Source organism: Pseudomonas sp. A2 (assembly GCF_023100865.1).
Taxonomy (GTDB): domain Bacteria; phylum Pseudomonadota; class Gammaproteobacteria; order Pseudomonadales; family Pseudomonadaceae; genus Aquipseudomonas; species Aquipseudomonas asiatica.
The window spans coordinates 917,472-940,849 of record NZ_CP039127.1; the positions used below are offsets into that span (position 1 = coordinate 917,472).

General features: G+C 63.1%; 25 protein-coding genes. 14 read left to right on the forward strand and 11 right to left on the reverse strand.

From position 1 onward, the window contains the following. Positions 1-3: 3 nt before the first annotated feature. The gene (locus E5221_RS04305; RefSeq protein WP_061551993.1) at positions 4-492 is read right to left on the reverse strand and encodes a type VI secretion system tube protein Hcp; all 489 of its coding nucleotides are present in this window, start codon (positions 490-492) and stop codon (positions 4-6) included. Positions 493-1,284: 792 nt separating this feature from the next. Here E5221_RS04305 and hemA point away from each other — a divergent pair. The 6 genes from hemA to E5221_RS04335 all read left to right on the forward strand — a co-directional run bounded on the left by hemA (position 1,285) and on the right by E5221_RS04335 (position 6,629). Continuing rightward, positions 1,285-2,562 (forward strand): glutamyl-tRNA reductase, encoded by a 1,278-nt coding sequence (gene hemA, locus E5221_RS04310; protein ID WP_013970908.1) that lies wholly within the window; start codon positions 1,285-1,287, stop codon positions 2,560-2,562. Next, entirely contained in the window at positions 2,559-3,641 is a 1,083-nt protein-coding gene (prfA, locus tag E5221_RS04315; RefSeq protein ID WP_013970909.1) for a peptide chain release factor 1, read from the forward strand. The genes hemA and prfA overlap by 4 nt, the downstream gene beginning before the upstream one ends. Beyond that, a complete protein-coding gene (gene prmC, locus E5221_RS04320; RefSeq protein WP_247846902.1) occupies positions 3,641-4,471 on the forward strand; it encodes a peptide chain release factor N(5)-glutamine methyltransferase in 831 nt (276 codons plus the stop codon). The genes prfA and prmC overlap by 1 nt, the downstream gene beginning before the upstream one ends. Beyond that, a complete protein-coding gene (locus E5221_RS04325; protein ID WP_013970911.1) occupies positions 4,465-5,220 on the forward strand; it encodes a molybdopterin-synthase adenylyltransferase MoeB in 756 nt (251 codons plus the stop codon). The genes prmC and E5221_RS04325 overlap by 7 nt, the downstream gene beginning before the upstream one ends. Beyond that, a complete protein-coding gene (gene murI, locus E5221_RS04330; protein ID WP_123085654.1) occupies positions 5,213-6,010 on the forward strand; it encodes a glutamate racemase in 798 nt (265 codons plus the stop codon). Before E5221_RS04325 ends, murI begins: the two co-directional genes overlap by 8 nt. A gap of 100 nt (positions 6,011-6,110) precedes the next feature. Beyond that, entirely contained in the window at positions 6,111-6,629 is a 519-nt protein-coding gene (locus tag E5221_RS04335; protein WP_039613794.1) for an acyloxyacyl hydrolase, read from the forward strand. 240 nt (positions 6,630-6,869) lie between these two features. Here the strand turns inward: E5221_RS04335 and E5221_RS04340 are convergent, their stop codons facing one another. From E5221_RS04340 to E5221_RS04360, 5 genes are all read right to left on the reverse strand, one after another. Continuing rightward, on the reverse strand, positions 6,870-7,580 hold the full coding sequence (locus E5221_RS04340; protein ID WP_123085655.1) for an SDR family NAD(P)-dependent oxidoreductase: 711 nt from the start codon (positions 7,578-7,580) through the stop codon (positions 6,870-6,872). Beyond that, complete coding sequence (phrB, locus tag E5221_RS04345; protein ID WP_247846903.1) at positions 7,577-9,019, reverse strand: deoxyribodipyrimidine photo-lyase; 1,443 nt, start codon at positions 9,017-9,019, stop codon at positions 7,577-7,579. Before phrB ends, E5221_RS04340 begins: the two co-directional genes overlap by 4 nt. Beyond that, positions 9,010-9,909: a MerR family transcriptional regulator gene (locus E5221_RS04350; protein ID WP_015268948.1), complete on the reverse strand. Its 900-nt coding sequence runs from the start codon at positions 9,907-9,909 to the stop codon at positions 9,010-9,012. Before E5221_RS04350 ends, phrB begins: the two co-directional genes overlap by 10 nt. Further along, entirely contained in the window at positions 9,899-10,867 is a 969-nt protein-coding gene (locus E5221_RS04355) for a DUF523 and DUF1722 domain-containing protein (RefSeq protein ID WP_061551997.1), read from the reverse strand. The genes E5221_RS04350 and E5221_RS04355 overlap by 11 nt, the downstream gene beginning before the upstream one ends. A gap of 100 nt (positions 10,868-10,967) precedes the next feature. Then, positions 10,968-11,954 (reverse strand): NAD(P)/FAD-dependent oxidoreductase, encoded by a 987-nt coding sequence (locus E5221_RS04360; protein WP_013970918.1) that lies wholly within the window; start codon positions 11,952-11,954, stop codon positions 10,968-10,970. Between the two features lie 187 nt (positions 11,955-12,141). On the opposite strand from E5221_RS04360, the gene E5221_RS04365 reads away from it, so the two are divergent. Further along, complete coding sequence (locus E5221_RS04365) at positions 12,142-13,047, forward strand: TIGR01777 family oxidoreductase (RefSeq protein WP_061551998.1); 906 nt, start codon at positions 12,142-12,144, stop codon at positions 13,045-13,047. A 13-nt stretch (positions 13,048-13,060) separates the two neighbouring features. Further along, the gene (gene hemH / locus E5221_RS04370) at positions 13,061-14,074 is read left to right on the forward strand and encodes a ferrochelatase (RefSeq protein WP_038408702.1); all 1,014 of its coding nucleotides are present in this window, start codon (positions 13,061-13,063) and stop codon (positions 14,072-14,074) included. Between the two features lie 123 nt (positions 14,075-14,197). On the opposite strand, the gene E5221_RS04375 is transcribed toward hemH, so the two are convergent. Both E5221_RS04375 and upp read right to left on the reverse strand, forming a co-directional pair. Beyond that, positions 14,198-15,472: a uracil-xanthine permease family protein gene (locus E5221_RS04375; protein ID WP_085587350.1), complete on the reverse strand. Its 1,275-nt coding sequence runs from the start codon at positions 15,470-15,472 to the stop codon at positions 14,198-14,200. A 2-nt stretch (positions 15,473-15,474) separates the two neighbouring features. Next, positions 15,475-16,113, reverse strand: coding sequence for a uracil phosphoribosyltransferase (upp, locus tag E5221_RS04380; protein ID WP_011532223.1), 639 nt, complete (start codon positions 16,111-16,113; stop codon positions 15,475-15,477). Positions 16,114-16,274: 161 nt separating this feature from the next. Between upp and E5221_RS04385 the strand changes: the two genes are divergently transcribed. The 4 genes from E5221_RS04385 to E5221_RS04400 all read left to right on the forward strand — a co-directional run bounded on the left by E5221_RS04385 (position 16,275) and on the right by E5221_RS04400 (position 18,319). After that, positions 16,275-16,832 carry a hypoxanthine-guanine phosphoribosyltransferase gene (locus E5221_RS04385; protein WP_003256346.1) on the forward strand — a complete coding sequence of 186 codons (558 nt, stop codon included), beginning with the start codon at positions 16,275-16,277 and terminating at the stop codon, positions 16,830-16,832. A gap of 2 nt (positions 16,833-16,834) precedes the next feature. After that, complete coding sequence (locus E5221_RS04390; RefSeq protein ID WP_247846904.1) at positions 16,835-17,308, forward strand: WbuC family cupin fold metalloprotein; 474 nt, start codon at positions 16,835-16,837, stop codon at positions 17,306-17,308. Positions 17,309-17,489: 181 nt separating this feature from the next. Beyond that, positions 17,490-17,960, forward strand: coding sequence for a hypothetical protein (locus E5221_RS04395; protein WP_013970925.1), 471 nt, complete (start codon positions 17,490-17,492; stop codon positions 17,958-17,960). A gap of 68 nt (positions 17,961-18,028) precedes the next feature. Next, positions 18,029-18,319 (forward strand): PA4642 family protein, encoded by a 291-nt coding sequence (locus E5221_RS04400; RefSeq protein WP_061551999.1) that lies wholly within the window; start codon positions 18,029-18,031, stop codon positions 18,317-18,319. A gap of 179 nt (positions 18,320-18,498) precedes the next feature. Here the strand turns inward: E5221_RS04400 and mqo are convergent, their stop codons facing one another. Next, positions 18,499-20,007 (reverse strand): malate dehydrogenase (quinone), encoded by a 1,509-nt coding sequence (gene mqo, locus E5221_RS04405; RefSeq protein ID WP_013970927.1) that lies wholly within the window; start codon positions 20,005-20,007, stop codon positions 18,499-18,501. A gap of 599 nt (positions 20,008-20,606) precedes the next feature. Then, a complete protein-coding gene (locus E5221_RS04410) occupies positions 20,607-20,840 on the reverse strand; it encodes a hypothetical protein (protein WP_247846905.1) in 234 nt (77 codons plus the stop codon). 145 nt (positions 20,841-20,985) lie between these two features. Here E5221_RS04410 and E5221_RS04415 point away from each other — a divergent pair, with 145 nt between their 5' ends. Further along, entirely contained in the window at positions 20,986-21,570 is a 585-nt protein-coding gene (locus E5221_RS04415) for a YajG family lipoprotein (RefSeq protein WP_013970929.1), read from the forward strand. 197 nt (positions 21,571-21,767) lie between these two features. Beyond that, entirely contained in the window at positions 21,768-22,028 is a 261-nt protein-coding gene (locus E5221_RS04420; protein ID WP_013970930.1) for a hypothetical protein, read from the forward strand. Between the two features lie 111 nt (positions 22,029-22,139). Here E5221_RS04420 and E5221_RS04425 read toward each other — a convergent pair whose 3' ends face one another. After that, complete coding sequence (locus E5221_RS04425; protein WP_161795741.1) at positions 22,140-23,309, reverse strand: 1-acyl-sn-glycerol-3-phosphate acyltransferase; 1,170 nt, start codon at positions 23,307-23,309, stop codon at positions 22,140-22,142. Positions 23,310-23,378: the final 69 nt, after the last annotated feature.

Consider the following 23,378-nt stretch of genomic DNA (forward strand, 5'->3'; position numbering starts at 1 on the left):
ACCTCACGCGTACTTCTTGTTGCCGATCCGGTCCCAACCACCGGCAATATTGCCGCCGCCCGAGCCGTCGATGCGCTTCTGCAGGGTATAGGTGGTCTTGATTCTGCCGTAATCGAGGCGAACCACCTCGATAGGCACGCCGTCGGCGGCGCTCTGGGCGTAATCGGCAATGATCACTTCTTCTAGGATGATCTCGTAGTACTTCAGCTTGTCACCGCCCGCGCGGCACAGCGCGAGTTTGACTTCCTTGAGATGCTGCCCCGCGCAACTGGCCTCCATGAGTTTACAGCTGGCGCTGTCGAGAAACTTGGTAAAAGTGAAATGGCTCACTTCGGTGCGCCCCGAAGTGGCACCCCCTGCCGAGCTTGCAGTGGCAGAGGTGCTTTGGCTTACACCGAAATCATAACCGGTGACTTCAATCCACTTGCCGTACTTCTCGTCCAAGGCTTCGCCTGGGATATCGTCGATTTTCAAATACGCGTCCAAAGCCATATCTACCGCTCCTTGGTCATCATGTGGGTGAGGAATATCGATGTAGCGGCGTCAAGGCTAGGCGCGGAAAGAGGGTGGAGCAACAGCTGGGCATGTATTTGGGAAAAGGACTACAAGACTGTGGATAAGTCTTGTAGAGATATGTCAAAAGTCCTCTCGACTTGGTCGGTGTAATTAACTAAGGAGATGTCGAGCCGATGGTTCTTGCTTCTAAGCGCGCGGTAGTTCAGGCGCCGCATAGTGCGACTTCAGGAGGCCGAGCGAAGGGACTGCGGAGGGAGGTGACGGGCATGGATGCCCGTCAAGCGCTGAGGCCCCATGGATGGGGCCTGCAGCGCGTACTCTCGGGAGCAGGCCCATAGCGAGGGTACCCCGGAGCGAAGCGTAGGGGCCGGATGATGGGAGCCGACGGTTTTTGGTTCCTTTTTGCCACGACAAAAAGGGACCCGCCGTAAGGGCGGAAAGGTGACTTGGCGCCACCATCGCGAATGAATGTCTACTCGATGCGAATGCCCACATCCAAAAAGCCCAGTCCATTTACGATGGCGAAGCATACTCACCTTTTCGCTTGTACAGAGCTCCCATCATCCGGCCCCTGCGCTCCGGGGCTCCCTACCTCCGGCCCCGCGAAGATCAAGATCAAAAGCGGGGGTTATGAGCTGAAGTTGCCGCTGATGCTGGCCTGGAGCCGGCGATAGCGGCAGCGCTATCAGCGCAATAGCGAACGGTGGTTGTCCAAAAACCTGCGAAAGAGGACAATTATCGGCTTCCCGTCACAACCAGCGACCTTGCATGGCCTTTCTTGCACTTGGTATCAACCATAAGACTGCCTCGGTAGACGTACGCGAGCGCGTGGCGTTTACCCCAGAGCAGCTGGTAGACGCCCTGCAGCAGCTCTGCCGGCTGACATCCAGCCGCGAAGCGGCGATTCTGTCGACCTGCAACCGTAGCGAGCTCTATATCGAGCAGGACCACCTGTCCGCCGATGCCGTGCTGCAATGGCTCGCCGACTACCACCGCCTCAGCCTGGACGAGCTGCGCGCCAGCGCCTACGTGCACGAAGAGCACGAGGCGGTGAAGCACATGATGCGGGTGGCCTCCGGCCTGGACTCGTTGGTGCTCGGCGAACCGCAGATCCTCGGCCAGATGAAGTCCGCCTATGCCGTGGCGCGTGAGGCCGGCACCGTCGGCCCGCTGCTCGGGCGGCTGTTCCAGGCCACCTTCAGTGCCGCCAAGCAGGTGCGCACCGACACTGCCATCGGTGAAAACCCGGTGTCGGTGGCGTTTGCCGCGGTCAGCCTGGCCAAGCAGATCTTCAGCGACCTGGGCCGCAGCCAGGCCCTGCTGATCGGTGCTGGCGAAACCATCACCCTGGTCGCCCGCCACCTGCATGAGCAGGGCGTGCGCCGTATCGTCGTGGCCAACCGTACCCTCGAGCGGGCCAGCATCCTGGCCGAACAGTTCGGTGCGCACGCGGTTCTGCTGGCCGACATCCCACAGGAACTGGCCAACAGCGATATCGTCATCAGTTCCACTGCCAGCCAGTTGCCGATCCTTGGCAAGGGTGCTGTCGAGAGCGCGCTGAAGCAGCGCCGGCACAAGCCGATTTTCATGGTCGACATTGCCGTACCGCGCGATATCGAAACCGAAGTCGGCGAACTGGATGACGTCTACCTGTACACTGTCGATGACCTGCACGACGTTGTGGCAGAAAACCTCAAAAGTCGCCAGGGCGCGGCCCAGGCCGCCGAAGAGCTGGTGTCGGTGGGGGCAGAGGACTTCATGCTGCGCCTGCGCGAGCTGGCCGCGGTGGATGTGCTCAAGGCCTATCGCCAGCAATGCGAGCGCCTGCGCGACGAAGAGCTGCAAAAGGCCCAGCGGCTGCTGGCCAACGGCGGCAACCCCGAAGATGTACTGGCCCAACTGGCCCGGGGGCTGACCAACAAACTCCTGCACGCGCCCAGCGTGCAATTGAAAAGGCTCTCGGCCGAGGGCCGCCTCGATGCGCTGGCCATGGCCCAGGAACTCTTTGCCCTCAACGAGGGCTCGACGGACAAATCCCCGCAATGAAAGCGTCGCTGCTGAACAAACTGGAAATCCTCCAGGACCGCTTCGAAGAACTCACCGCTCTGCTTGGTGATGCCGAGGTCATTTCCGACCAGACGCGCTTTCGCGCCTATTCCCGTGAGTACGCCGAAGTCGAGCCGGTCTACGCTGCTTATAAAGAGTGGCGCAAAGTCCAGGACGACCTCGAAGGTGCCCAGGCGCTGCTCAAGGACAGTGACCCGGACCTGCGCGAAATGGCCGTGGAAGAAGTGCGTGAAGCCAAGGAACAACTGCTGACGCTGGAGTCGCAGCTGCAACGCATGCTGTTGCCCAAGGACCCCAACGATGGCCGTAACGTGTTCCTCGAAATCCGTGCCGGCACCGGTGGCGACGAGGCGGCGATCTTCTCCGGCGACCTGTTCCGCATGTATTCACGCTACGCCGAAAAGCGTGGCTGGCGCCTGGAAATCCTCTCCGAGAACGAAGGCGAGCACGGCGGCTACAAGGAAATCATCGCCCGCGTCGAAGGCGAGAGCGTGTACGGCAAGCTCAAGTTCGAGTCTGGCGCGCACCGCGTGCAGCGCGTGCCCGAGACCGAATCCCAGGGCCGTATCCACACCTCCGCGTGCACCGTGGCAGTACTACCCGAGCCGGACGAGCAGGCGGCTATCGAGATCAACCCGGCCGACCTGCGGGTGGATACCTATCGCGCATCCGGTGCCGGCGGCCAGCACGTCAACAAGACCGACTCGGCGATCCGGATCACCCACTTGCCCACCGGTATCGTGGTCGAGTGCCAGGAAGAGCGCTCGCAGCACAAGAACCGTGCCCGTGCCATGTCCTGGCTGTCGGCCAAGCTCAACGACATGCAGACCAGCGCCGCGCAGAACGCCATCGCCACCGAGCGCAAGCTGCTGGTCGGCTCTGGCGACCGTTCCGAGCGCATCCGTACGTACAATTATCCACAGGGGCGGGTGACCGACCACCGTATCAACCTGACCCTGTACTCGCTGGACGATATCCTCGCCGGCGGGGTGGAGGCGGTGATCGAACCGCTGCTGGCCGAATACCAGGCCGATCAACTGGCCGCTCTGGGGGACTGATGACCATCATCGCCAGCCTGCTGCGCAACGCGCAGTTGCCAGAGTCGCCTACCGAGCGGCTGGATGCCGAGTTGCTGTTGGCCGCGGCCATCGGCAAATCGCGCAGCTACCTGCACACCTGGCCCGAGCGAATCGTCAGCAGCGAAGATGCCGAGACCTATGCTGGCTACCTGCAGCGCCGCCGTGGCGGCGAACCGGTCGCCTACATTCTCGGGCTGCAGGGCTTCTGGAAGATCGACCTGGAAGTGGCACCGCATACCCTGATCCCGCGGCCGGATACCGAGCTGCTGGTCGAAGCTGCCCTTGAACTGCAACCCGCCACGCCGGCCAAGGTCCTTGACCTGGGCACCGGCACCGGCGCGATTGCCCTGGCCCTGGCCAGCGATCGCCCGGCCTGGCAGGTAACCGCAGTGGACCGGGTGGAGGAGGCCGTCGCCCTGGCCGAGCGCAACCGCCAGCGCCTGGGCCTGGCGAACGCCCAGGTACGGCTCAGCCATTGGTTCGACAGCCTGGCCGGCGAGCGTTTCGACCTGATTGTCAGCAACCCGCCCTACATCGCCGCTGCAGACCCGCATTTGGTCGCCGGTGATGTACGCTTCGAGCCCAGCAGTGCGCTGGTGGCCGGTGCCGATGGCCTGGACGACCTGCGCGTGATCGCTGCCCAGGCCCCCGCGCACCTGGTACCGGGTGGCTGGTTGCTGCTGGAGCACGGCTACGATCAGGCAGCGGCGGTGCGCGCCTTGCTGGCTGAACAAGGCTTCATCGAGGTCGCCAGCCGCACGGACCTGGGCGGCCATGAACGCATTACCCTGGGGTGCCTGCCATGCTGAGTGATCAGGAACTGCTGCGTTACAGCCGGCAGGTTTTGCTGGCCCAGATCGACATCGACGGCCAGTTGCGGCTCAAGCAGAGCAAGGCGCTGATCGTCGGGCTCGGCGGCCTTGGCTCGCCCGTCGCCTTGTACCTGGCCGCCGCCGGGGTCGGTGAGCTGCACCTGGCGGACTTTGACACCGTCGACCTGACCAACCTGCAACGCCAGGTGATCCACGACAGTGCGAGCGTGGGCATGAGCAAGGTCGATTCGGCCCTGCAGCGCCTGCAGGCAATCAACCCGGAAATCAGCCTGGTTGCCCATCGCCAGGCTCTGGACGAGGACTCGCTGGCGGCCGCTGTGGCAGCGGTCGACCTGGTGCTGGACTGCTCTGACAATTTCGGTACCCGTGAGGCGGTCAACGCTGCCTGTGTCGCGGCTGGCAAGCCGCTGGTCAGCGGTGCGGCGATCCGCCTGGAAGGGCAGTTGTCGGTATTCGATCCACGGCGTGACTACAGCCCTTGCTACCACTGCCTGTATGGCCATGGCAGCGAAGCCGAACTGACCTGCAGCGAAGCCGGCGTGATCGGTCCGCTGGTGGGCCTGGTAGGCAGCCTGCAGGCGCTGGAGGCGATGAAGTTGCTGGCCGGGTTCGGCGAGCCGCTGGTCGGCCGCCTGCTGCTGATCGATGCTCTCGGCACTCGTATCCGCGAATTGCGGGTCAAGCGCGACCCGGCCTGTGCGGTCTGCGGCAAGCGCGATGGCTGAGCGCTCGGCGCCGGTCGGCGTGATGGACTCCGGGGTTGGCGGCTTGTCGGTACTCGCCGAGATCCAGCGCCTGCTGCCCAACGAGACGCTGCTGTACGTGGGCGATTGCGGCCACATACCCTACGGCGAGAAGTCGCCGGACTATATCCGTGAGCGTCTCCGGCGCATTGCTGCGTTCTTCCATGAACAGGGCGCCAAGGCCATGGTACTGGCCTGCAATACCGCCACGGTGGCGGCGGTGGCCGACCTGCGCGAGTTGTACCCGAACTGGCCGCTGGTGGGCATGGAGCCGGCGGTGAAGCCCGCTGCCGCCGCCACGCGCTCGGGCGTGGTCGGTGTGCTGGCCACTACCGGTACCCTGCAGAGTGCCAAGTTCGCTGCCTTGCTCGATCGTTTTGCCAATGACGTACAGGTCATCACCCAACCTTGCCCGGGCCTGGTCGAGCTGATCGAGACCGGTGACCTGGCCAGCCCGGCGCTGCGCCAGTTGCTGCAAGGTTATGTGCAGCCGTTGCTGGCCGCTGGCTGTGACACGTTGATTCTCGGTTGCACCCATTACCCCTTCCTGCGCCCGTTGCTGGCCGGCATGGTGCCAGCCGACGTTGCCATCATCGACACCGGTGCCGCAGTGGCGCGCCAACTGCAGCGGCTGCTGGGCGCGGATGACCTGTTGGCCGATGGGCCGGCCAGGGATACCCGCTTCTGGACCAGTGCCGATCCGCAATCTCTCAGAAAGATCCTGCCTTTGCTGTGGCATAAGTCGGACGGTGTGGAAAGCTTTTCATTGTGAAAAAAACGTGAAAGAAGCTGAACTATCGTACCGCTGCCGTTTTCTACCGCCTTGCCTGAAATGAGGCGGATATCAATAACAGCAAAGAAGGATGTTGCTCATGAAGAAGCTGCTCGGCTTGGCGGCGGCTGCCGTCTTCACCCTGGGGCACTCACTGTCGGCGCAGGCTGCCGACGTTTCGTTTTCGGTGGGGCAGACCGGTGACTCGACCATGGTCTACCGGTTGGGGCTGCAATCGAATTGGGAAGCGAGTTGGTGGCAGACCAGCGTCGGGCGCCTGACGGGGTATTGGGATGGGGCCTACACCTATTGGGATGGTGACGAGACCGCGAGCAACCATAGCCTGTCGTTCGCGCCGGTGTTCGTCTACGAGTTTGCCGGGGAGTCGGTGAAGCCTTATATAGAGGCTGGGATTGGCGTGGCGGCATTCTCCAGCACCGAGCTGGAAGACAACGAGCTGGGCTCGGCATTCCAGTTCGAGGACCGCATCGGCTTTGGATTGCGCTTTGCCGGTGGGCATGAGATTGGCGTGCGGGCGATTCACTATTCCAACGCGGGCATCAAGCAGCCCAACGATGGGGTGGAGAGCTATAGCCTGCATTACCGCATGGCGCTCTGAGCTCTCCTTCCGCGGGGGCTCGCATTGCCTGAGATCTACGAGGTACCTGGGGAGCAACTGTCTTGCCCCATTACTCAGGCTACCTCATTACCCGGTAGGAGCAGCCTTGTGCTGCGAAGGGGGCGGCAGGGCAGCAGATGTTCTTCTGCAGTTATGGTCTCTTCGCAGCACAAGGCTGCTCCTACAGGCCTTGCGCATGGCTTCAAGTCGATGTGGTCTAGGTGGAGGCCGGTACGGTCACTACATCGATTGCTTGTGTGACAAAGGCCACAGGCCATTGAGATCCAAGACCTCCAGCACAAGCTCGGGCTCCCTCTGCGGCCACCGCCGCAGCAGTTCTTCTGCCGCATCCTGCGGCGTCCATGCCTCCGGTAGCGCCTGCGCCGGTGTCACGGGGTTCTTCAGCGACTGCGGCCCCACCACGGTCAGCTCAACCCCCTGCGCCTCCAACGCCTGACGCTGCTCGCGCATCCACTGCGGCATGTTGTTCCAGCCCGCAGGCACCTGCGTCGGTGCATGCAACTGCAGCGCCGAATAACGGTTGAACACCGCCATCACCTGCGGCGAGTCACCCTTCGCCAACAACGGCAGCGCACTGGCCAGGCAATGCTCGCCGGCCAACTGGTTGTCCGTGACGATCGCCTCGAACAACTCGCTGTCCGCCACATCGTCCGCCAGGTAATCGCTGGTACCGGCGTTGATGATCAAGCCATCCAGCGCGCACCAGGCATGGCAGATCTGCTGGCTGGCCTGGGCCGCCTGATGTTCTTCGTGCAACTGCCACGGCAAACGCAACAGCTGGCTGCCATAGCGTGCACCCAAGGCATCCAGTGCCTCGCCATGCTTCGCGCTTGCAGCTACCCGGTGTCCTTGCCCGAGCAGCTCCTCCACTAAAGCCAGGCCAAGTCCATTGCCTGCTCCCGTCACCCAGATACTGCGTGCGTTGTTCAAGATGCTGCCCTCTGATCCTGCCGGCGCGGGAGGTTCTTGAATGCCTCCAGTGCGCGCTGACGACTGCTGTCGAGATCGACAATTGGACTGTGGTAGGAATATCTAGCAAAAAGATCGGCCGACTTCACGGGGAAATGAATGGCTTTTTCATCCACCCCCTGCAATTCCGGCAGCCAGTGCCGAATGAAACGCCCTTGCGGGTCGAATCGCTGCGACTGTGAAACCGGGTTGAAGATGCGGAAATAGGGCACTGCGTCGGTGCCAGTGGACGCGCTCCACTGCCAGCCGCCGTTGTTGGCGGCCAGGTCGCCGTCTATCAAGTGGCGCATGAAATGCCGCTCGCCCTTGCGCCAGTCGATCAGCAGGTTCTTGCTGAGGAACATGGCCACGATCATGCGCAGGCGGTTGTGCATCCACCCGGTGTGCAGCAGTTGGCGCATGGCGGCGTCGATGATCGGGAAGCCGGTTCGGCCCTGTTCCCATGCTTCGAGGTCGGCCGGTGCATCGCGCCAGGGCAGGGCTTCGGTCTGGGCACGGAAGGCACGGTGACGCGAGACCTGTGGATAACCGGTCAGGATGTGTTTGTAGAATTCGCGCCAGAGCAGCTCGTTGATCCAGGTTTGCACGCCGCTGCTGCCGCTGTCGAACTCGCCGCGGTTGCTGGCCAGGGCACCGTGCAGGCACTGGCGTGGCGAGATCACGCCGGCGGCCAGATAGGCGGAGAGCTGGCTGGTACCGGGCTTGGCAGGCAAGTCACGCAGTTGTTGGTAATCGTCGATGGTTTCATCGAGAAAACGGGTCAGCCGCGCCTGCGCTTCGGCTTCGCCGGCCGGCCAATGGTCGCGCAGTGCCTGCGCGGGTTTTTCGAAGCCGTCCACGTGCTGTGGGATCGGGTCGCTGCTGACCTGCAGCGGTGCCTGGCGTTTTATCTGGCGGGCCAGGGCAGGGATGCTGCGGTGCAGGTGCTCCAGGCAGCTCTTCTTGAACTGGCTGAACACCTGGAAGTAGTCGCCGCTGCGGGTAAGGATGGTGCCAGGGCGGAACAACAGCTGGTCGAGGTGGCTGTGGGCCTGGATGGACGACTTTTCCAGCAGCGCACGGGTGGCGTCGTCGCGACGTTGCTCGTTGATGCCGTACTCCTCGTTCCAGTGCACGCTTTGCACCTGATGTTGGCGGCAGACGTCGAGTACGGCCTGTGGCGCCTGGTCCCAGGTGTCGATCTTGCGGATCAGCAGGGGGATGTTCAAGCGCTCCAGCGACTGGCGCAGGTCGCGCAGGCTGCGCAGCCAGAAGTCGACCTTGCAGGCGGCGTCGTCGTGGGCCAGCCATTGCCCGGGGCTGACCAGCCACAGTGCGAGGGTCGGGCCGCGTTCGCTGGCGGCGGCTAGCGCGGTGTTGTCATCGATGCGCAGGTCGCTGCGCAGCCAGGTCAGGTGCATGGTGCGGTCATCTCTCCAGGCTGGCGGTCATGGGCTTGCAGCAAACGCAATGCCGCCTGCGGGGTATCGAAGAGGGCAAGATTGGGCAGCCCCAGGGCGCGCAGCCGGGTTTCATGCAGCGCCAGCGTCGGCCCGCCAGCCAGGGTCGGCACGGGCAGGTTGGACAGGGTACGGTGCAACGCCTTGTCATCGATGCGTGGCCCCAGGTGCAGGAGCACGGCGCGTGGCTTGAGCATGGTGGCTGCGCGTTGCAGGTGCGCGCCAGCAATGGTGTGCTCCAGCACTTCGACCGGCAGGCCGTTGCTGGTGAACAGCCAGGCGCACAACCACAAACCGGGGCTGAAAGTGTGTTCGCTGTCTTCGGCCAGCAAGATGGCAGGCCCATGCAGCAACTGGTTGTCGTGGTAGACCCTGGCGCCCAGCTTGCTGCGCAACCAGCTGTGGAAAAACACCTGTTCCAGCCGTGCGTTGAAATAGTTGCGCCAGCGCAGGTCGAGGAGGTCGAGCAGCGGCAACAGCAATTGCTCGCACAGAGTGACGGCCGGGTACAAGGCCATCGCCTGGTTGAGCTGCTGGTCGAGGGCGCGCTGCGACAGCGTGGCGATGGCCTCGATCAGTTGGAACTGCCGGGCTTGCCAGTCGCCTTTCGGCGGCGTGCTGGCCGGTTTGTCGAGCAGCTCGCGTACCTGGCCGACGGAGGCGCCGCGCTGCAGCCAGGCGAGGATCGCTTCTACTCGTTCGACCTGCTCCAGCGGATACAGGCGATGGCCCTTGGCAGTACGCTGGGGCTTGAGCAGGCCGTAGCGGCGCTCCCAGGCTCGCAGGGTGACGGGATTGACGCCCGTGCGGCGAGCCAGTTCGCCGATGGGCAACAGGATCTCAGACGGCATTGCGCAGGCCCAGGCTCTCGGGGTGCGGCTGAAGGTAGGCCTGCTGCTGCAGATACGGATCGGGATGCTTGCGCAAATGGTGCTTGAGCAGGGTCAGCGGCACTACCAGCGGCACCACGCCTAGCTGGTATTGGCCGATGATGGCCTGCAGCTCGGCTTTGTCCTGCCGTGTGAGGATGTCCTTGAAGTAGCCGCTCAGATGCTGCAGCACGTTGCAATGATTGCCGCGGCTGGCACAGCGGCGCAGAGCCTGCATCAGCTGGCTGAAGTAGCGCGGGCCGATGCTTTGCGGGTCATCGTCCTTGCTCATGCTGCCAAGCAGGCGCCCGAGGCTGCGGTAGGCCTGCGGGTTGTTGGCCATCAACAGGTACTTGTAGCGTGAGTGGAATCGCACCAAAGCGCCACGGCTCAGGCCTTCGGCCAGCAGGCGCTGCCAGTCGGCGTAGGCGTACACGCGGCTGATGAAGTTCTCGCGCAGTACGGGGTCGTGCAGGCGGCCTTCTTCTTCCACCGGCAGGTCCGGCCGCCGTGCGCAGAACGCCTGCGCATACACTCCCCGTCCACCGTGGAAGGCAGGGTGGCCATTGTCCTGGTATACCTTGACCCGCTCCAAGCCACAGGAAGGCGATTTCTGCATGAAGATGTAGCCGCAGATATCATCGAGTTCCGCCGCCATTTGCTCGCCATAGCTGCGCAGCGGCCCGGTCAGGTCCATGCCGCGGTTGCGGGTGCCTACCACTTCCGGCTGCTCGGGGTCGCCGACCAGGCGGATCGGGTCGCGCGGCACGCCCAGGCCGATGGCCACCTCCGGGCACACCGGCAACCAGTCGAAATGTTCCTCGAGTTGCATACGGCACAGGTCGGAGGCCTTGTGGCCGCCGTTATAGCGCACGCTGTGCCCGGTCAGGCAGGCGCTGATGGCGATACGCGGCTTGCTGTGGGTGGATGAGTCGTGCATGGGCTGCCTCCAAAAACCTGTACGAGACAAAATAGTTGTACAGGTTCATTCCAGCACAGCCCGGAAGTTATGCAAACAGTTTTTTTTGTATAACCCTACATCACTCGAGATGTTCGAGCAGCCGACGCGCCGCTTCCTGGCCACTGAGCCAGGCGCCCTCGACGCGGCCGGACAGGCACCAGTCGCCGCAGGCGTATAGGCCCTGGTCAGCATCGGCCAGTGCGCCCCATTCATGGTTGCTGCTCGGGCGGGCATAAAGCCAGCGGTGGGCCAAGGCAAAAGTAGGTGCTGGCACCACGCAGCCGACCAGTTCGGCGAATTCGCCCCACAGCTGTTCGATCACTTCTTCCTTGGGCAGGTCGATGTGTTGCCGGCTCCAGTCCGAGGTGGCGTGCAGTACCCAGGTGTCGAGCTGCTCGTCACGCCCGGGCTTGCTGCGGTTGCGCGCCAGCCAGTCGAGCGGGTTGTCCTGCACGAAGCAGCCTTGCATCGGGGTGTCCAGCGGGGTCTGGAAGGCCAGGGCGACGGCCCAGGTGGGCTCCATCTGCACACCGGCGGCCACGGCAGCGAGCTTCGGAGTAGCGGCCAGCAGCGGCGTGGCCTGTGGCGCCGGCACGGCGATCACCACGCGGCTGTAGGGGCCGTGGCTGCAGCCTTCGGTGTCCTGCAGGTGCCAGTACTGCTTACCGCGGAACACTTCGGCGATGCGGCAGCCGAAGTTGACCGTCACGTCCTTGAGCAGGCCGCGGGTGATTGCACTCATGCGCGGCACGCCCACCCAGCGCGTCTGCTCGTCGGGGGAGGGGCTGAGTTCACCATCGCGGTAGTTGTACAGCTGTGGCTTCCATTGCGCGGCCCAACCGGCGGCAACCCATTGCTGTACCTGCTCGACGAAGCGGCGGTCACGGGCCGTGAAGTATTGGGCGCCGAGGTCCAGCGCGCCAGCTTCGCTGCGCTTGCTGGCCATGCGCCCGCCACTGCCGTGGCCCTTGTCGAACAAATGCACGGATTGCCCGGCCTTCTGCAAGGCCTGGGCGGCTGACAGACCGGCGATACCGGCCCCGATGATGGCGATAGGTACTGTCATGATGGCCTCTTCAAACCTTGCTGTAAGCAGACTACGCTGTCAGGCAAACCTGTACAATGCTCAAATGTTGTATAAGGTTATTCCGTGTTGGCAGGCAGGTTGGCCTATGTTTATCCGAGAGCGTCGGGTCAAAAAAGTGCCTTGATGTTAAAAATAGACCACCGCCGCATTCTGCGAGGACACAGCCATGCATATATTGCTGACAGGCGGCACCGGGTTGATAGGCAGGCACCTGTGTCAGTACTGGCTCGGCCAGGGTCATCGCCTGACGGTATGGAGCCGGCGACCCGAGCAGGTGCCGAAAATTTGTGGGACCGGCGTGCGTGGCATCGCCCGCCTGGAGCAACTGGAGGCGGACGATCAGCTGGACGCGGTGATCAACCTGGCCGGCGCCCCGATTGCCGACCGGCCCTGGACGGCGACCCGGCGCAACCTGCTGTGGACCAGCCGCGTCACCCTCACCGAGCAGTTGCTGGCCTGGCTGGGCAGCCGCGAACAGCGCCCGGAAGTGCTGATCTCCGGCTCGGCGGTGGGCTGGTACGGAGACGGTGGCGAACGCGAGCTGACCGAGGCTTCACCGCCGGTGCGCGAAGATTTCGCCAGCCAACTGTGCATTGCCTGGGAAGAGACAGCGATGCGTTCGCAGGCTCAGGGCATTCGCGTGGTGCTGGTGCGTACCGGGTTGGTGCTGGCCAGTGACGGCGGCTTTTTGTCGCGCCTGCGCCTGCCCTTCAAACTGGGGCTGGGCGGGCCTTTGGGCGACGGGCGGCAGTGGATGCCTTGGGTCCATATAGACGACCAGGTCGCCCTGATTGATTTTCTCTTGCAGCACAAGGATGCCAGCGGTCCTTATAATGCCTGCGCCCCGGAGCCGGTGCGCAACCGCGAGTTCGCCAGGCGCCTTGGCCGCACCTTGCACCGGCCGGCGCTGCTGCCAGTGCCGGCACTGCTGCTCAAGGCGGGGCTGGGTGAGCTGTCGACCCTGCTACTCGGCGGCCAGCGCGCCCGCCCGGCACGCTTGCTGGCGGCAGGCTTCACCTTCCGCTTCAACGATTTGCAATCGGCTCTGGACAACCTGTCCAGCCGCCTCTGACATAGGACGCTGCATGACCGATCACGCCCTGCTGCTGGTCAACCTGGGTTCCCCGGCCTCCACCTCGGTGGCCGATGTGCGCCGCTACCTCAACCAGTTCCTCATGGACCCGTATGTGATCGACCTGCCCTGGCCGGTACGGCGCCTGCTGGTGTCGCTGATCCTGATCAAGCGCCCGGAGCAGTCGGCGCATGCCTATGGCTCGATCTGGTGGGAAGAGGGCTCGCCGCTGGTAGTGCTGACCCGTCGCCTGCAGGCGGCAATGGTCGAGCACTGGCCCCATGGCCCGGTGGAGATTGCCATGCGCTATGGTCAGCCGGCCTTGCCCGAGGTGCTGGAGCGCCTGGTGGCCCAGGGTGTGCGCAAGGTGACCCTGGCGCCGCTGTATCCACAGTTCGCTGACAGCACGGTGACCACTGTGGTGGAACTGGCCAGGCAGACGGTCAGTGAACGCCAGTTGCCGTTGCAACTTCGCGTGCTGCAGCCATTCTACGAGCACCCGGACTACATCGAGGCATTGGTCGCCAGCGCCCGGCCTTACCTGGAGCAGGATTACGATCACCTGTTGCTGAGCTTCCATGGCTTGCCGGAGCGCCACTTGAAGAAGCTGGACCCTACCGGCAAGCATGACTTCCAGGCGGCCGATTGCTGCAAGGATGCCAGTGCCGACATGCGCGCGGTCTGCTACCGCGGGCAGTGCCTGGCAACGGCCAGGGCCTTTGCGCAGAAAATGGGCATACCCGATGGCAAGTGGTCGGTGTCGTTCCAGTCACGACTGGGGCGGGCCAAGTGGATCGAACCCTATACCGAGGCGCGGCTGGACGAGCTGGCCAAGGCTGGGGTGAAGAAGCTGCTGGTAATGTGCCCGGCGTTCGTGGCCGATTGCATCGAGACCCTGGAAGAGATCGGCATGCGCGGGAGCGAGCAGTTTGTCGAGGCCGGCGGGCAGGAGCTGGTGCTGGTGCCTTGCCTGAATGATCACCCGGAGTGGGTGAAGGCGCTGGCGGGGATGTGCGAAAAAGCCTGAGTCCAAGGTTGCCCTCTTCGCGGGTAAACCCGCTCCCACAGGTTTTGCACAAGGCCTGAGGGCAGCGGGGTACCTGTGGGAGCGGGTTTACCCGCGAAGTGGCCGGGTCAGGCTAAAGCCGAATCAAGGCAACTGATCATCCAGCTTTTTGTGCTTCCAGCCATCATTGCCCGGCAAGATCAGGTTCAGGGCGATAGCCACGATTGCACACAGGGCGATGCCCTTCAGGCCCCAGTCATCCGGGCCGTCACCGCTGCCGATCAGCACGCCGCCGATACCGAACACCAGGGTGACCGACACGATCACCAGGTTGCGCGCTTCGGCCAGGTCGATCTTGTGGCGGATCATGGTGTTCATACCCACCGCCGCGATCGAACCGAACAACAGGCACAGGATGCCGCCCATCACCGGTACCGGGATGCTCTGCAGTAGCGCGCCGAACTTGCCGATGAAGGCCAGGGTGATGGCGAAGACCGCCGCCCAGGTCATGATCTTCGGGTTGTAGTTCTTGGTCAGCATCACCGCGCCGGTAACTTCGGCATAGGTGGTGTTGGGCGGGCCGCCGAACAGGCCGGCTGCGGTGGTGGCCAGGCCGTCGCCCAGCAGGGTGCGGTGCAGGCCGGGCTTCTTCAGGTAGTCGCGGCCGGTCACGCTGCCGACCGCGATCACCCCGCCGATGTGCTCGATCGCCGGTGCCAGGGCAACCGGGACGATGAACAGGATGGCCTGCCAGTTGAATGCTGGCGCGGTGAAGTTGGGCAGCTCCAGCCACGGCGCGGCGGCGATCTTGGCAGTGTCGACCACGCCAAAGGCGAACGACAGGGCAAAGCCTACGAACACGCCGGCAATGATCGGCACCAGACGGAAGATGCCCTTGCCGAACACGGCAACGATCAGCGTTGTCAGCAGGGCCGGCATCGAGATCATCATGGCGGTCTTGTACGGCAGCAGCACGCTGCCGTCACCGGCCTTGCCCATCGCCATGTTGGCGGCGATCGGCGCCATGGCCAGGCCGATGGAGATGATCACCGGGCCGATCACCACCGGCGGCAGCATGCGGTCGATGAAGCCGGTGCCTTTGATTTTTACCATCAGGCCCATGAAGGTGTACACGAAACCTGCGGCCATCACGCCGCCCATGGTCTCGGCCAGGCCGAACTGGCCCTTGGCGAGGATGATCGGGGTGATGAAAGCAAAGCTCGAGGCCAGGAACACGGGTACCTGGCGGCCGGTGACCAGCTGGAACAGCAGGGTGCCGATGCCGGCAGTGAACAGCGCTACGTTCGGATCGAGGCCGGTGATCAGTGGCATCAGCACCAGCGCGCCGAATGCCACGAAGAGCATTTGCGCGCCCGAAACGACCTGGCGCCAGAGCGGGTCGTTGAAGCCGTCCTGCATGGTCAGGCGTCCTTTTGCTTGGTGCCGAAGATCTTGTCACCGGCATCGCCCAGGCCCGGCACGATGTAGCCGTGTTCGTTCAGGCGCTGGTCGATCGAGGCGGTGTAGATCTGCACGTCCGGGTGGGCTTTTTCCACCACTTCGATGCCTTCTGGCGCAGCGACCAGGACCATGGCGCGGATCTCTTTGCAGCCGGCCTTCTTCAGCAGGTCGATGGTGGCGACCATCGAACCGCCGGTGGCCAGCATCGGGTCGATGATCAGGGCCAGGCGCTGGTTGATGTCCGGCGCGAGCTTTTCCAGGTAGGTGTGGGCTTCGAGGGTTTCCTCGTTGCGAGCAACGCCGACGGCGCTGACCTTGGCGCCCGGGATCAGGCTGAGCACGCCGTCGAGCATGCCGATGCCGGCACGCAGGATCGGTACCACGGTAATCTTCTTGCCGGCGATTTTTTCAACTTGCACCTTGCCGCACCAGCCGTCGATCTCGTAGGTTTCGAGCGGCAGGTCCTGGGTGGCTTCGTAGGTCAGGAGCGCGCCGACTTCCTGGGCAAGTTCGCGAAAATTCTTGGTGCTGATATCGGCACGGCGCATCAGGCCGAGCTTGTGGCGGATCAGCGGATGGCGGATCTCACGAGTGGGCATAGGGGGGCTCCGAAAGGCGGGCAAAAAAACCGCGCTAGATTAATCTATTCAGCCTGTGCTGTCGTCTGGTCATTCTGGACGTTAGTCCATAAATGCTTGATCTGTGACGAGCGGATGCGTACCTTTGCCCGCTTTTCCAAAATGCACCCCCGGAGAGCGCCATGTCCGCCGATCTCGAGCATATCCGTCAAGTCATGCGTGAAGCTGACTGCCTGTACACCGAAGCCGAAGTCGAAGCGGCCATCGCCAAAGTCGGCGAGCAGATCTGCAAGGACCTGCACGACAAGAACCCGGTGGTTTTCTGCGTGATGAACGGCGGCCTGATCTTCTCCGGCAAGCTGCTGACCCACCTGCAGTTCCCACTGGAAGCCAGCTACCTGCACGCTACCCGCTACCGCAACCAGACCAGCGGCGGCGAGCTTTTCTGGAAGGCCAAGCCCGAAGTATCGTTCATCGACCGTGACGTACTGATCGTCGATGACATCCTCGACGAAGGGCACACCCTCAGCGCCATCATCGAGTTCTGCAAGCACGCCGGTGCGCGCTCGGTGCACACCGCGGTACTGATCGACAAGGACCATGACCGCAAGGCCAGCCCGGAACTCAAGGCCAACTACGTGGGCCTGCCCTGCGTCGACCGCTATATCTTCGGTTACGGCATGGACTACAAAGGCTACTGGCGCAACGCCAACGGCATTTTCGCCGTAAAGGGGCTGTGATCATGCGCCAGCCTGCGTTCATCGACCAATCGCTGTTCGCCGGGCTGGCCGCAAAGGCTGCAGCCAACCCGCGTGGGCGGCAACATCACAATTTCCATGAAATGGAAGAGCCTTGCCACCGCATGGCAGTCGGGCTGCAACCGAGCACCTATATCCCGCCGCATCGGCACCTCAGCGACGACAAGGCCGAGGCCCTGATCGTGCTCAAGGGGTGCCTGGGCCTGCTGATCTTTGATGAGCAGGGCGCGGTGACTGACAAACGCGTGCTAAGGGCTGGTGGTGACTGCCTCGGCGTGGACCTGGCGCCCGGCACCTACCATGGGCTGGTGGTGCTGGAGCCGGACAGTATCCTGTTCGAGTGCAAGGCCGGGCCATACCGGCCGGTGGGCGAGGGCGAGCATGCGCACTGGGCGCCGCGCGAAGGTGAAGAAGGCGTGGCCGAGTACCAGGCCTGGATGCTCGCGCAGTTCGATTGATGTCGACTGTACCGGCTTCGTTGCCCTGTAGGAGCAGCCTTGTGCTGCGAAGGGGGTATGACTAAAGATGTTCTGTGGCAATGCTGGCCTCTTCGCAGCACAAGGCTGCTCCTACAGGGCGATAGGGTCATACGCCCCAGGCACTCCATGCTAGAGTGCTCCTTCATTCAAGGAGCCTCACATGCGTGCGTTTCTTCCCCTCCTGCTGGCGGTCAGCCTGCCACTCGCCGCCGCACCGCTGCACAGCCAGTTCCTGCCACCTGACGACCAGTCCCTGCGCCAGGAAGCGCCGACCGGCCAGCAATTGTTGCAAGTGACCGACTACTCGGTGGTAGTGGGTACCCAACGCCAATCCGACCAGCAGCCGATCCCGATCACCTCGTCGTTGCAGGTGCGCCTCAAGGGCAAGCCGCTGAGCAAGGGCGCAACCATCGCCCAGGTACTGCTGACCTTTGACGGTGAAGCGGCCAAGAGCCTGAAGAAACCCGTATACGATGAGAAAACCCGCACCCTGAGCCTGAATTATCCGCTCAGCGACTACCGCGTGATCATGGACCTGCTGCGCAACGAGACGCTGTATGTGCAGTTCCTCACCTACGGCAACGGCCACGTCTGGGCCGACCTGCACACCGGTACCGTACGTACGCGTTGAGGCGCCCGGCCTGCGGGGGGTACACTGCCGGCCTTTGAAATTTCGTGATGGTCCAGTTGGAGTCGGCAATGCGTAAAGACAAGAAACAGGTAATCGGTGACGAGATCAGCGACGACTACATCAAGTCGTTCCTCCAGTTCGAGCCGGCCGATGGCGTGACCTCGCCGTCGCTGCACAAGCTGGTCAAGGCCTACCGCGGCCTGCGCATCGACGATTTCGAGCGTTTTGTCGGCTTCTTCGTCGAGGCTGGGCTGGACCTGGATGGCAAAGACGAGCACGGCCAGACCTTTGTCGAGCAGATTGCCGACCAGCGCAATGCGCCGGATTACATCGAGATCATCGCCAAGGCCCGTGGCTGATTTGTGAACCTGCTCCGGCCCTTTCGCGGGTAAACCCGCTCCCACAGGTACAGCACAGCCCTTAGCTGTGGTGCGGTCCTTGTGGGAGCGGGTTTACCCGCGAAAGGGCCGGAACAGGCTTACAAAGATCCAGGCACAAAAAAACGCCCCGAGGGGCGTTTTTTTCGTTACCGGCCGAATCAGGCGTAATGCTTGGCCGCCGGGCTGCTTTCCACCAGGTCCAGCGCCACGTCGTTGTCGGCACTGATCTTGTGGTACAGGGCAGCATCGGTCGCCAGGGTCTTCTCGCGAGCCGGGAAGATTTCCTTGAGCTTGGCAGCCCAGGCACCTTTGGCCTGCTCGGGGAAGCAGCGCTCGATCAGTTCCAGCATGATCGAAACGGTCACCGAAGCACCCGGCGATGCGCCGAGCAGTGCAGCCAGGCTGCCGTCCTGGGCCGAGACCAGCTCGGTACCGAACTGCAGCACGCCGCCTTTCTTCGGATCTTTCTTGATGATCTGCACGCGCTGACCGGCTACTTCCAGGCGCCAGTCTTCGGCCTTGGCCTGCGGGTAGAAGCGACGCAGGGCTTCCAGGCGCTGCTCCATCGACTGCATCACTTCGCTGACCAGGTACTTGGTCAGGTCCATGTTGTCACGGGCCACGGCCAGCATCGGTCCGATGTTGCCCATGCGTACCGACAGCGGCAGGTCCATCAGCGAACCGTGCTTCAGGAACTTGGTGGTGAAGCCGGCATATGGACCGAACAGCAGCGATTTCTTGCCATCGACCACGCGGGTATCCAGGTGCGGTACCGACATCGGCGGGGCGCCGACCGCGGCCTGGCTGTAGACCTTGGCCTGGTGCTGCTTGACGATTTCCGGGTTGTCGCAACGCAGCCACTGGCCGCTGACCGGGAAGCCGCCGAAGCCTTTGCTTTCCGGAATGCCCGACAGCTGCAGCAGCGGCAGGGCCGCGCCACCGGCGCCGAGGAAGACGAAGCGGGCGTCCACTTCACGGCTACCGCCGCTGTTGACGTCCTTGATGCTCACGGTCCAGCCCTTGCCGTTACGACGCAGGCCAACGACCTTCTTGCTGTACTTGACCTGGGCGTCCTGCGAGTCGCCCAGCAGCTTCAGCAGCTTGTTGGTCAGGGCGCCGAAGTTGACGTCGGTGCCCTTGAGCACGCGGGTGGCGGCGATGTGCTGGTCGGCTGGGCGGCCTGGCATCATCAGCGGCATCCAGTCCTTCATCACGGCCTTGTCTTCGGTGTATTCCATGTCCGCAAAGGCATGGTGCTGCTTGAGCAGCTCATAGCGCTTCTTGAGGAAGGAAACACCCTTGTCACCCTCGACGTAGCTCAGGTGCGGGACAGGGTTGATGAAGGCACGTGCCGAGCCGAAGTTGCCCTTCTTGCTCAGGTAGGCCCAGAACTGGCGCGAAACCTCGAACTGGGTGTTGATGTGCACGGCCTTCTTGATGTCGATGCTGCCATCGGCGGCCTGGGGCGTGTAGTTAAGCTCGCACAGGCCGGCGTGGCCGGTGCCTGCGTTGTTCCAGGGGTTGGAGCTTTCCGCGGCTCCGGAGTCCATCGCCTCCACGACCTCAAGCTTCAGGGTCGGGTCGAGCTCCTTGAGCAGTACGGCCAGGGTGGCACTCATGATGCCTGCGCCTACCAGTACCACATCAACCGATTCGTTCTGCGCCATTCACGCGTCTCCACAATCTACAGCTACCTAATTGACAGCATAGGACCTGGGTTCGCCAGGGTCGCCATGTCCGACTTTTCGCAGTTCTTGCAACTTCCGCGGACACCGCCAATCAGTCTTCGGGTTCGCGTATTGAACGCGGTTTGCCACGGGTGCGGCAATTCGACTTATGGTCAAGGTGTCGTGCGTGCGTTATGGAACGGCTCAGACACTCATACGGGATGAGCGCATTTGCGGCCTGTTCAGGGCTGTTCGGGACACATCTGCCGCTTTTGCACATGCCAGACTGTTCATTTGCTCGCCACACTCTTGTGAAGTTGTGAAAACCGTTTTTTCACGCTCTTTTGGAGACGTGAACCTCAAAAGGGGACTGCGCGATGGCAACCCGCAGGTTCATGCAGTGTGAAGGGCCGGAAAAGCAGGCACGACAGCCGATGCAAGACCTGAGTGGAAGGCTCTCTGTGGGCGAAGCATTGAAGTTGCCGGGGTCAATCGGCGAGTGCGGGGCCCGATCAGGAGACGTCCTTATAATCGGGGGGAGATTATAGCGATGTCGCGGGCAGAAATGTCGCCATTCGTGGTTTTTATTGCAGCGTTTGTCAGGCCGCGAGGATGCGCTGGTGCCAGCGGCGGCTTGCGCGGGCGCAAACCCTGGCACTGGCGGGCAGCTCGCGGCCCAGCCAGGCGAGCCGGATTTCGCCGATCTGGACCCAGCCGCTGCCGCTGGGCGCCTGGCCGCATTGCTTGAAGGCCAGGCATTTGCCGTCGGCATCGAGGCGGGCATAGGTGTTGTGGCGCGGGCGTTGGAACAGCAGGGTCCAGAGCGAGGCCATGGCAGCGAGTCCTGTGCGTTAGGGCTTGGCGCAAGGATAAGGGCGCGGCGATGAAACGATAGTGACAAGCGGGCCGGACCGATGACTGGTCGATGCGTGGCTAGGTATACTGTGGGCCTTCGCCGCTTTTTCTGGAGTAACGCGCATGTTGCAACGTCTGTTGTTCGGTTTGATCGCCGTGGCCAGCCTCAGCCTGGTCGGTTGTGCCCACAGCCCGCAACAACTCAATCCGCAACCCACGCTCAAGGCCCAGCTCGCCCCGGTCGGCCATGGCCAGCCGGTAGTGGTCCGGGTTGTTGACGGCCGGGCATCGCAGTCCCTGGGCACTCGCGGTGGCATGTATCCCGAGACCAGCACCATCAGCGTGAGTGGCAACGACATCGTGCCCAAGCTGCAGGCCCAGGCCGAAGCCGCCGTACGCCTGCTCGGCTTCACCCCGACGCCGAACGCCTACAACGCGCCGCAGCTGACCGTGACCCTGGCCGAACTGAAGTACCAGTCGCCGAAAGACAACCTGTACGTGACCGAGGCTACCATCGGCGCCACCTTCCGTGCCGACGTGTCCAATGGCGGCCGCCGCTACAGTGGCCGTTACGGCGCTTCGCTGGACCAGCGTTTCGGCATGGCGCCGAACCAGGAAACCAACACCCAGCTGGTGGGCGATGTGCTGAGCGATGCCCTGACCCGCATGTTCAAGGACCCGACCATCGGTCAGGTGCTGGGGCAGTAAGCCTTCAGCTATAAAACAAAACCCGCTGCCTGTGTTCCAGGCAGCGGGTTTTTTGTTGTCTGTGCCCGCGGAGAGGCCGGCAAAATTTCATGCCATTCCAGATGAAATTCGATGACACTTTGTCGCCTGAGCCGGGCGTCCGGGCATGACTTGGGTAGAATGCCGGCCTTTGCCGTCGCTCATACCGAGGTTGCGTGATGTCCTTGCAAGTGCTCTGGGGGTTCCTGGCCGCCCACCCGACCAAGCTGATCAATCTGCTGGCGCTGCTGCTGACCTGCCCGGGCGGGTTGCTGCTGCACAGTGCGCGGCGGCGCGAGGCCGAGACTCGCGAATACATGGCGGTGGACGAGGGAGTGGTGGACGCGTTCGACCTGCGGGTGCCGCGGTACTTCTACATTCTCGGCTTTTCGTGCCTGGCGATGGCGTTGCTGCTGTCCTGGTTCAGTACCTGGATTTGAGATTTCAGGGCCGCTTTGCGACCCATCGCGACACAAGGCCGCTCCGTATGCACGATCCCCTGTAGGAGCGGCCTTGTGTCGCGATGGGCTGCAAAGCAGCCCTAGGATCGATCAGGCCACCGGTGCCTGCTGCCTGACCTGGTACTGGTTGCGCACCGGCGTCGCATACTGCAGCACAAGGTACGGCCGCTGCTCCTCAGGGCAGGCATCCAGGCGGCGTTGCCATTCCTCCTTGGCCCGAGCCAGCTCATCGGCCGGGAACACCTTCTCGGCGCTCGGCACCTGTAGCGCCTCATCCCTGCCATCCCACATCGCATAGGCCAGGTAGTGCACCGGGAACAGTCGGTAGCCACCGAGGATCTGCCGGTCGATTTCCGCTGCCAGCTGCTTGGTATCCTCGTGATACTCGGTCACCGGCGGGGCGAAGTTGATGTGCACCCGGCCTTTGTAGCCGGTAATGCCCTTGGCGATGCTGTTGTCGTCCTCGCCCGGCGCCTTCTTGTAGGTGCCGGTGGTGGCGCGGATGTACAGCTCGCGGGCCTTGGCCTGGTCGCACGGGTCATATTCGTAGCTGATCGAAACCGGTGTCAGGTTCAGGCTCTGGATCACCGCGCCGAACGGTTCGTCCTTGCGGCTCATGTGGAACATCTTGAGGATCGCCGAATCGGTGCGGTCGTCACCGTCCTTGGCCCGGCCTTCTGCCTGGGCGATCCAGATCGACGTGGCGTCGTTGCGGATCGAGTGGTTGATGTAGGCTGAGAGCAACTGGTAGGCCGCCAGCTTCTCGCGGCGCCCACTGATCGAGCGGTGCACGATGAAGCTCTTGTTCAGGCGCATCATGTCGCTGACAAACGGCTTTTGCAGCAGGTTGTCGCCAATGGCGATGCGCGGCGTGGGCAGGCCGGCGTGGTAAACCGCGTAGTTGACGAAGGCCGGGTCCATGACGATGTCACGGTGGTTGGCCAGAAACAGGTAGGCGGTGCCGGCCTTGAGCTGCTCCACGCCCGAATAGGTGACGCCGTCGGTGGCGCGGTCGATGGTCTGGTCGACGTAGTACTCGACTTTGTCCTGCAAGGTCGAGACACAGGTGACACCGGCGAATTCCTTGCGCAGGCGGCGGGCGATCAGCGGTTTGAGCAACCAGCCGAGAGCACCGGCCGCACGCGGGAAGCGGAAGTGGGTGAGGATATCGAGGAATGCCGGGTCGCTGAGCAGGCGTGCCAGAACGGCAGGGACCTCAGCGTCGTCGTACGGTCGGATGGCATCGAATTCGCCCATCATGCTCTCTTGTTGGAAACGGCTAGGGTAATAAGGTAAGGGCGGGCTCCGAAAAACGGCTCGGACACACAC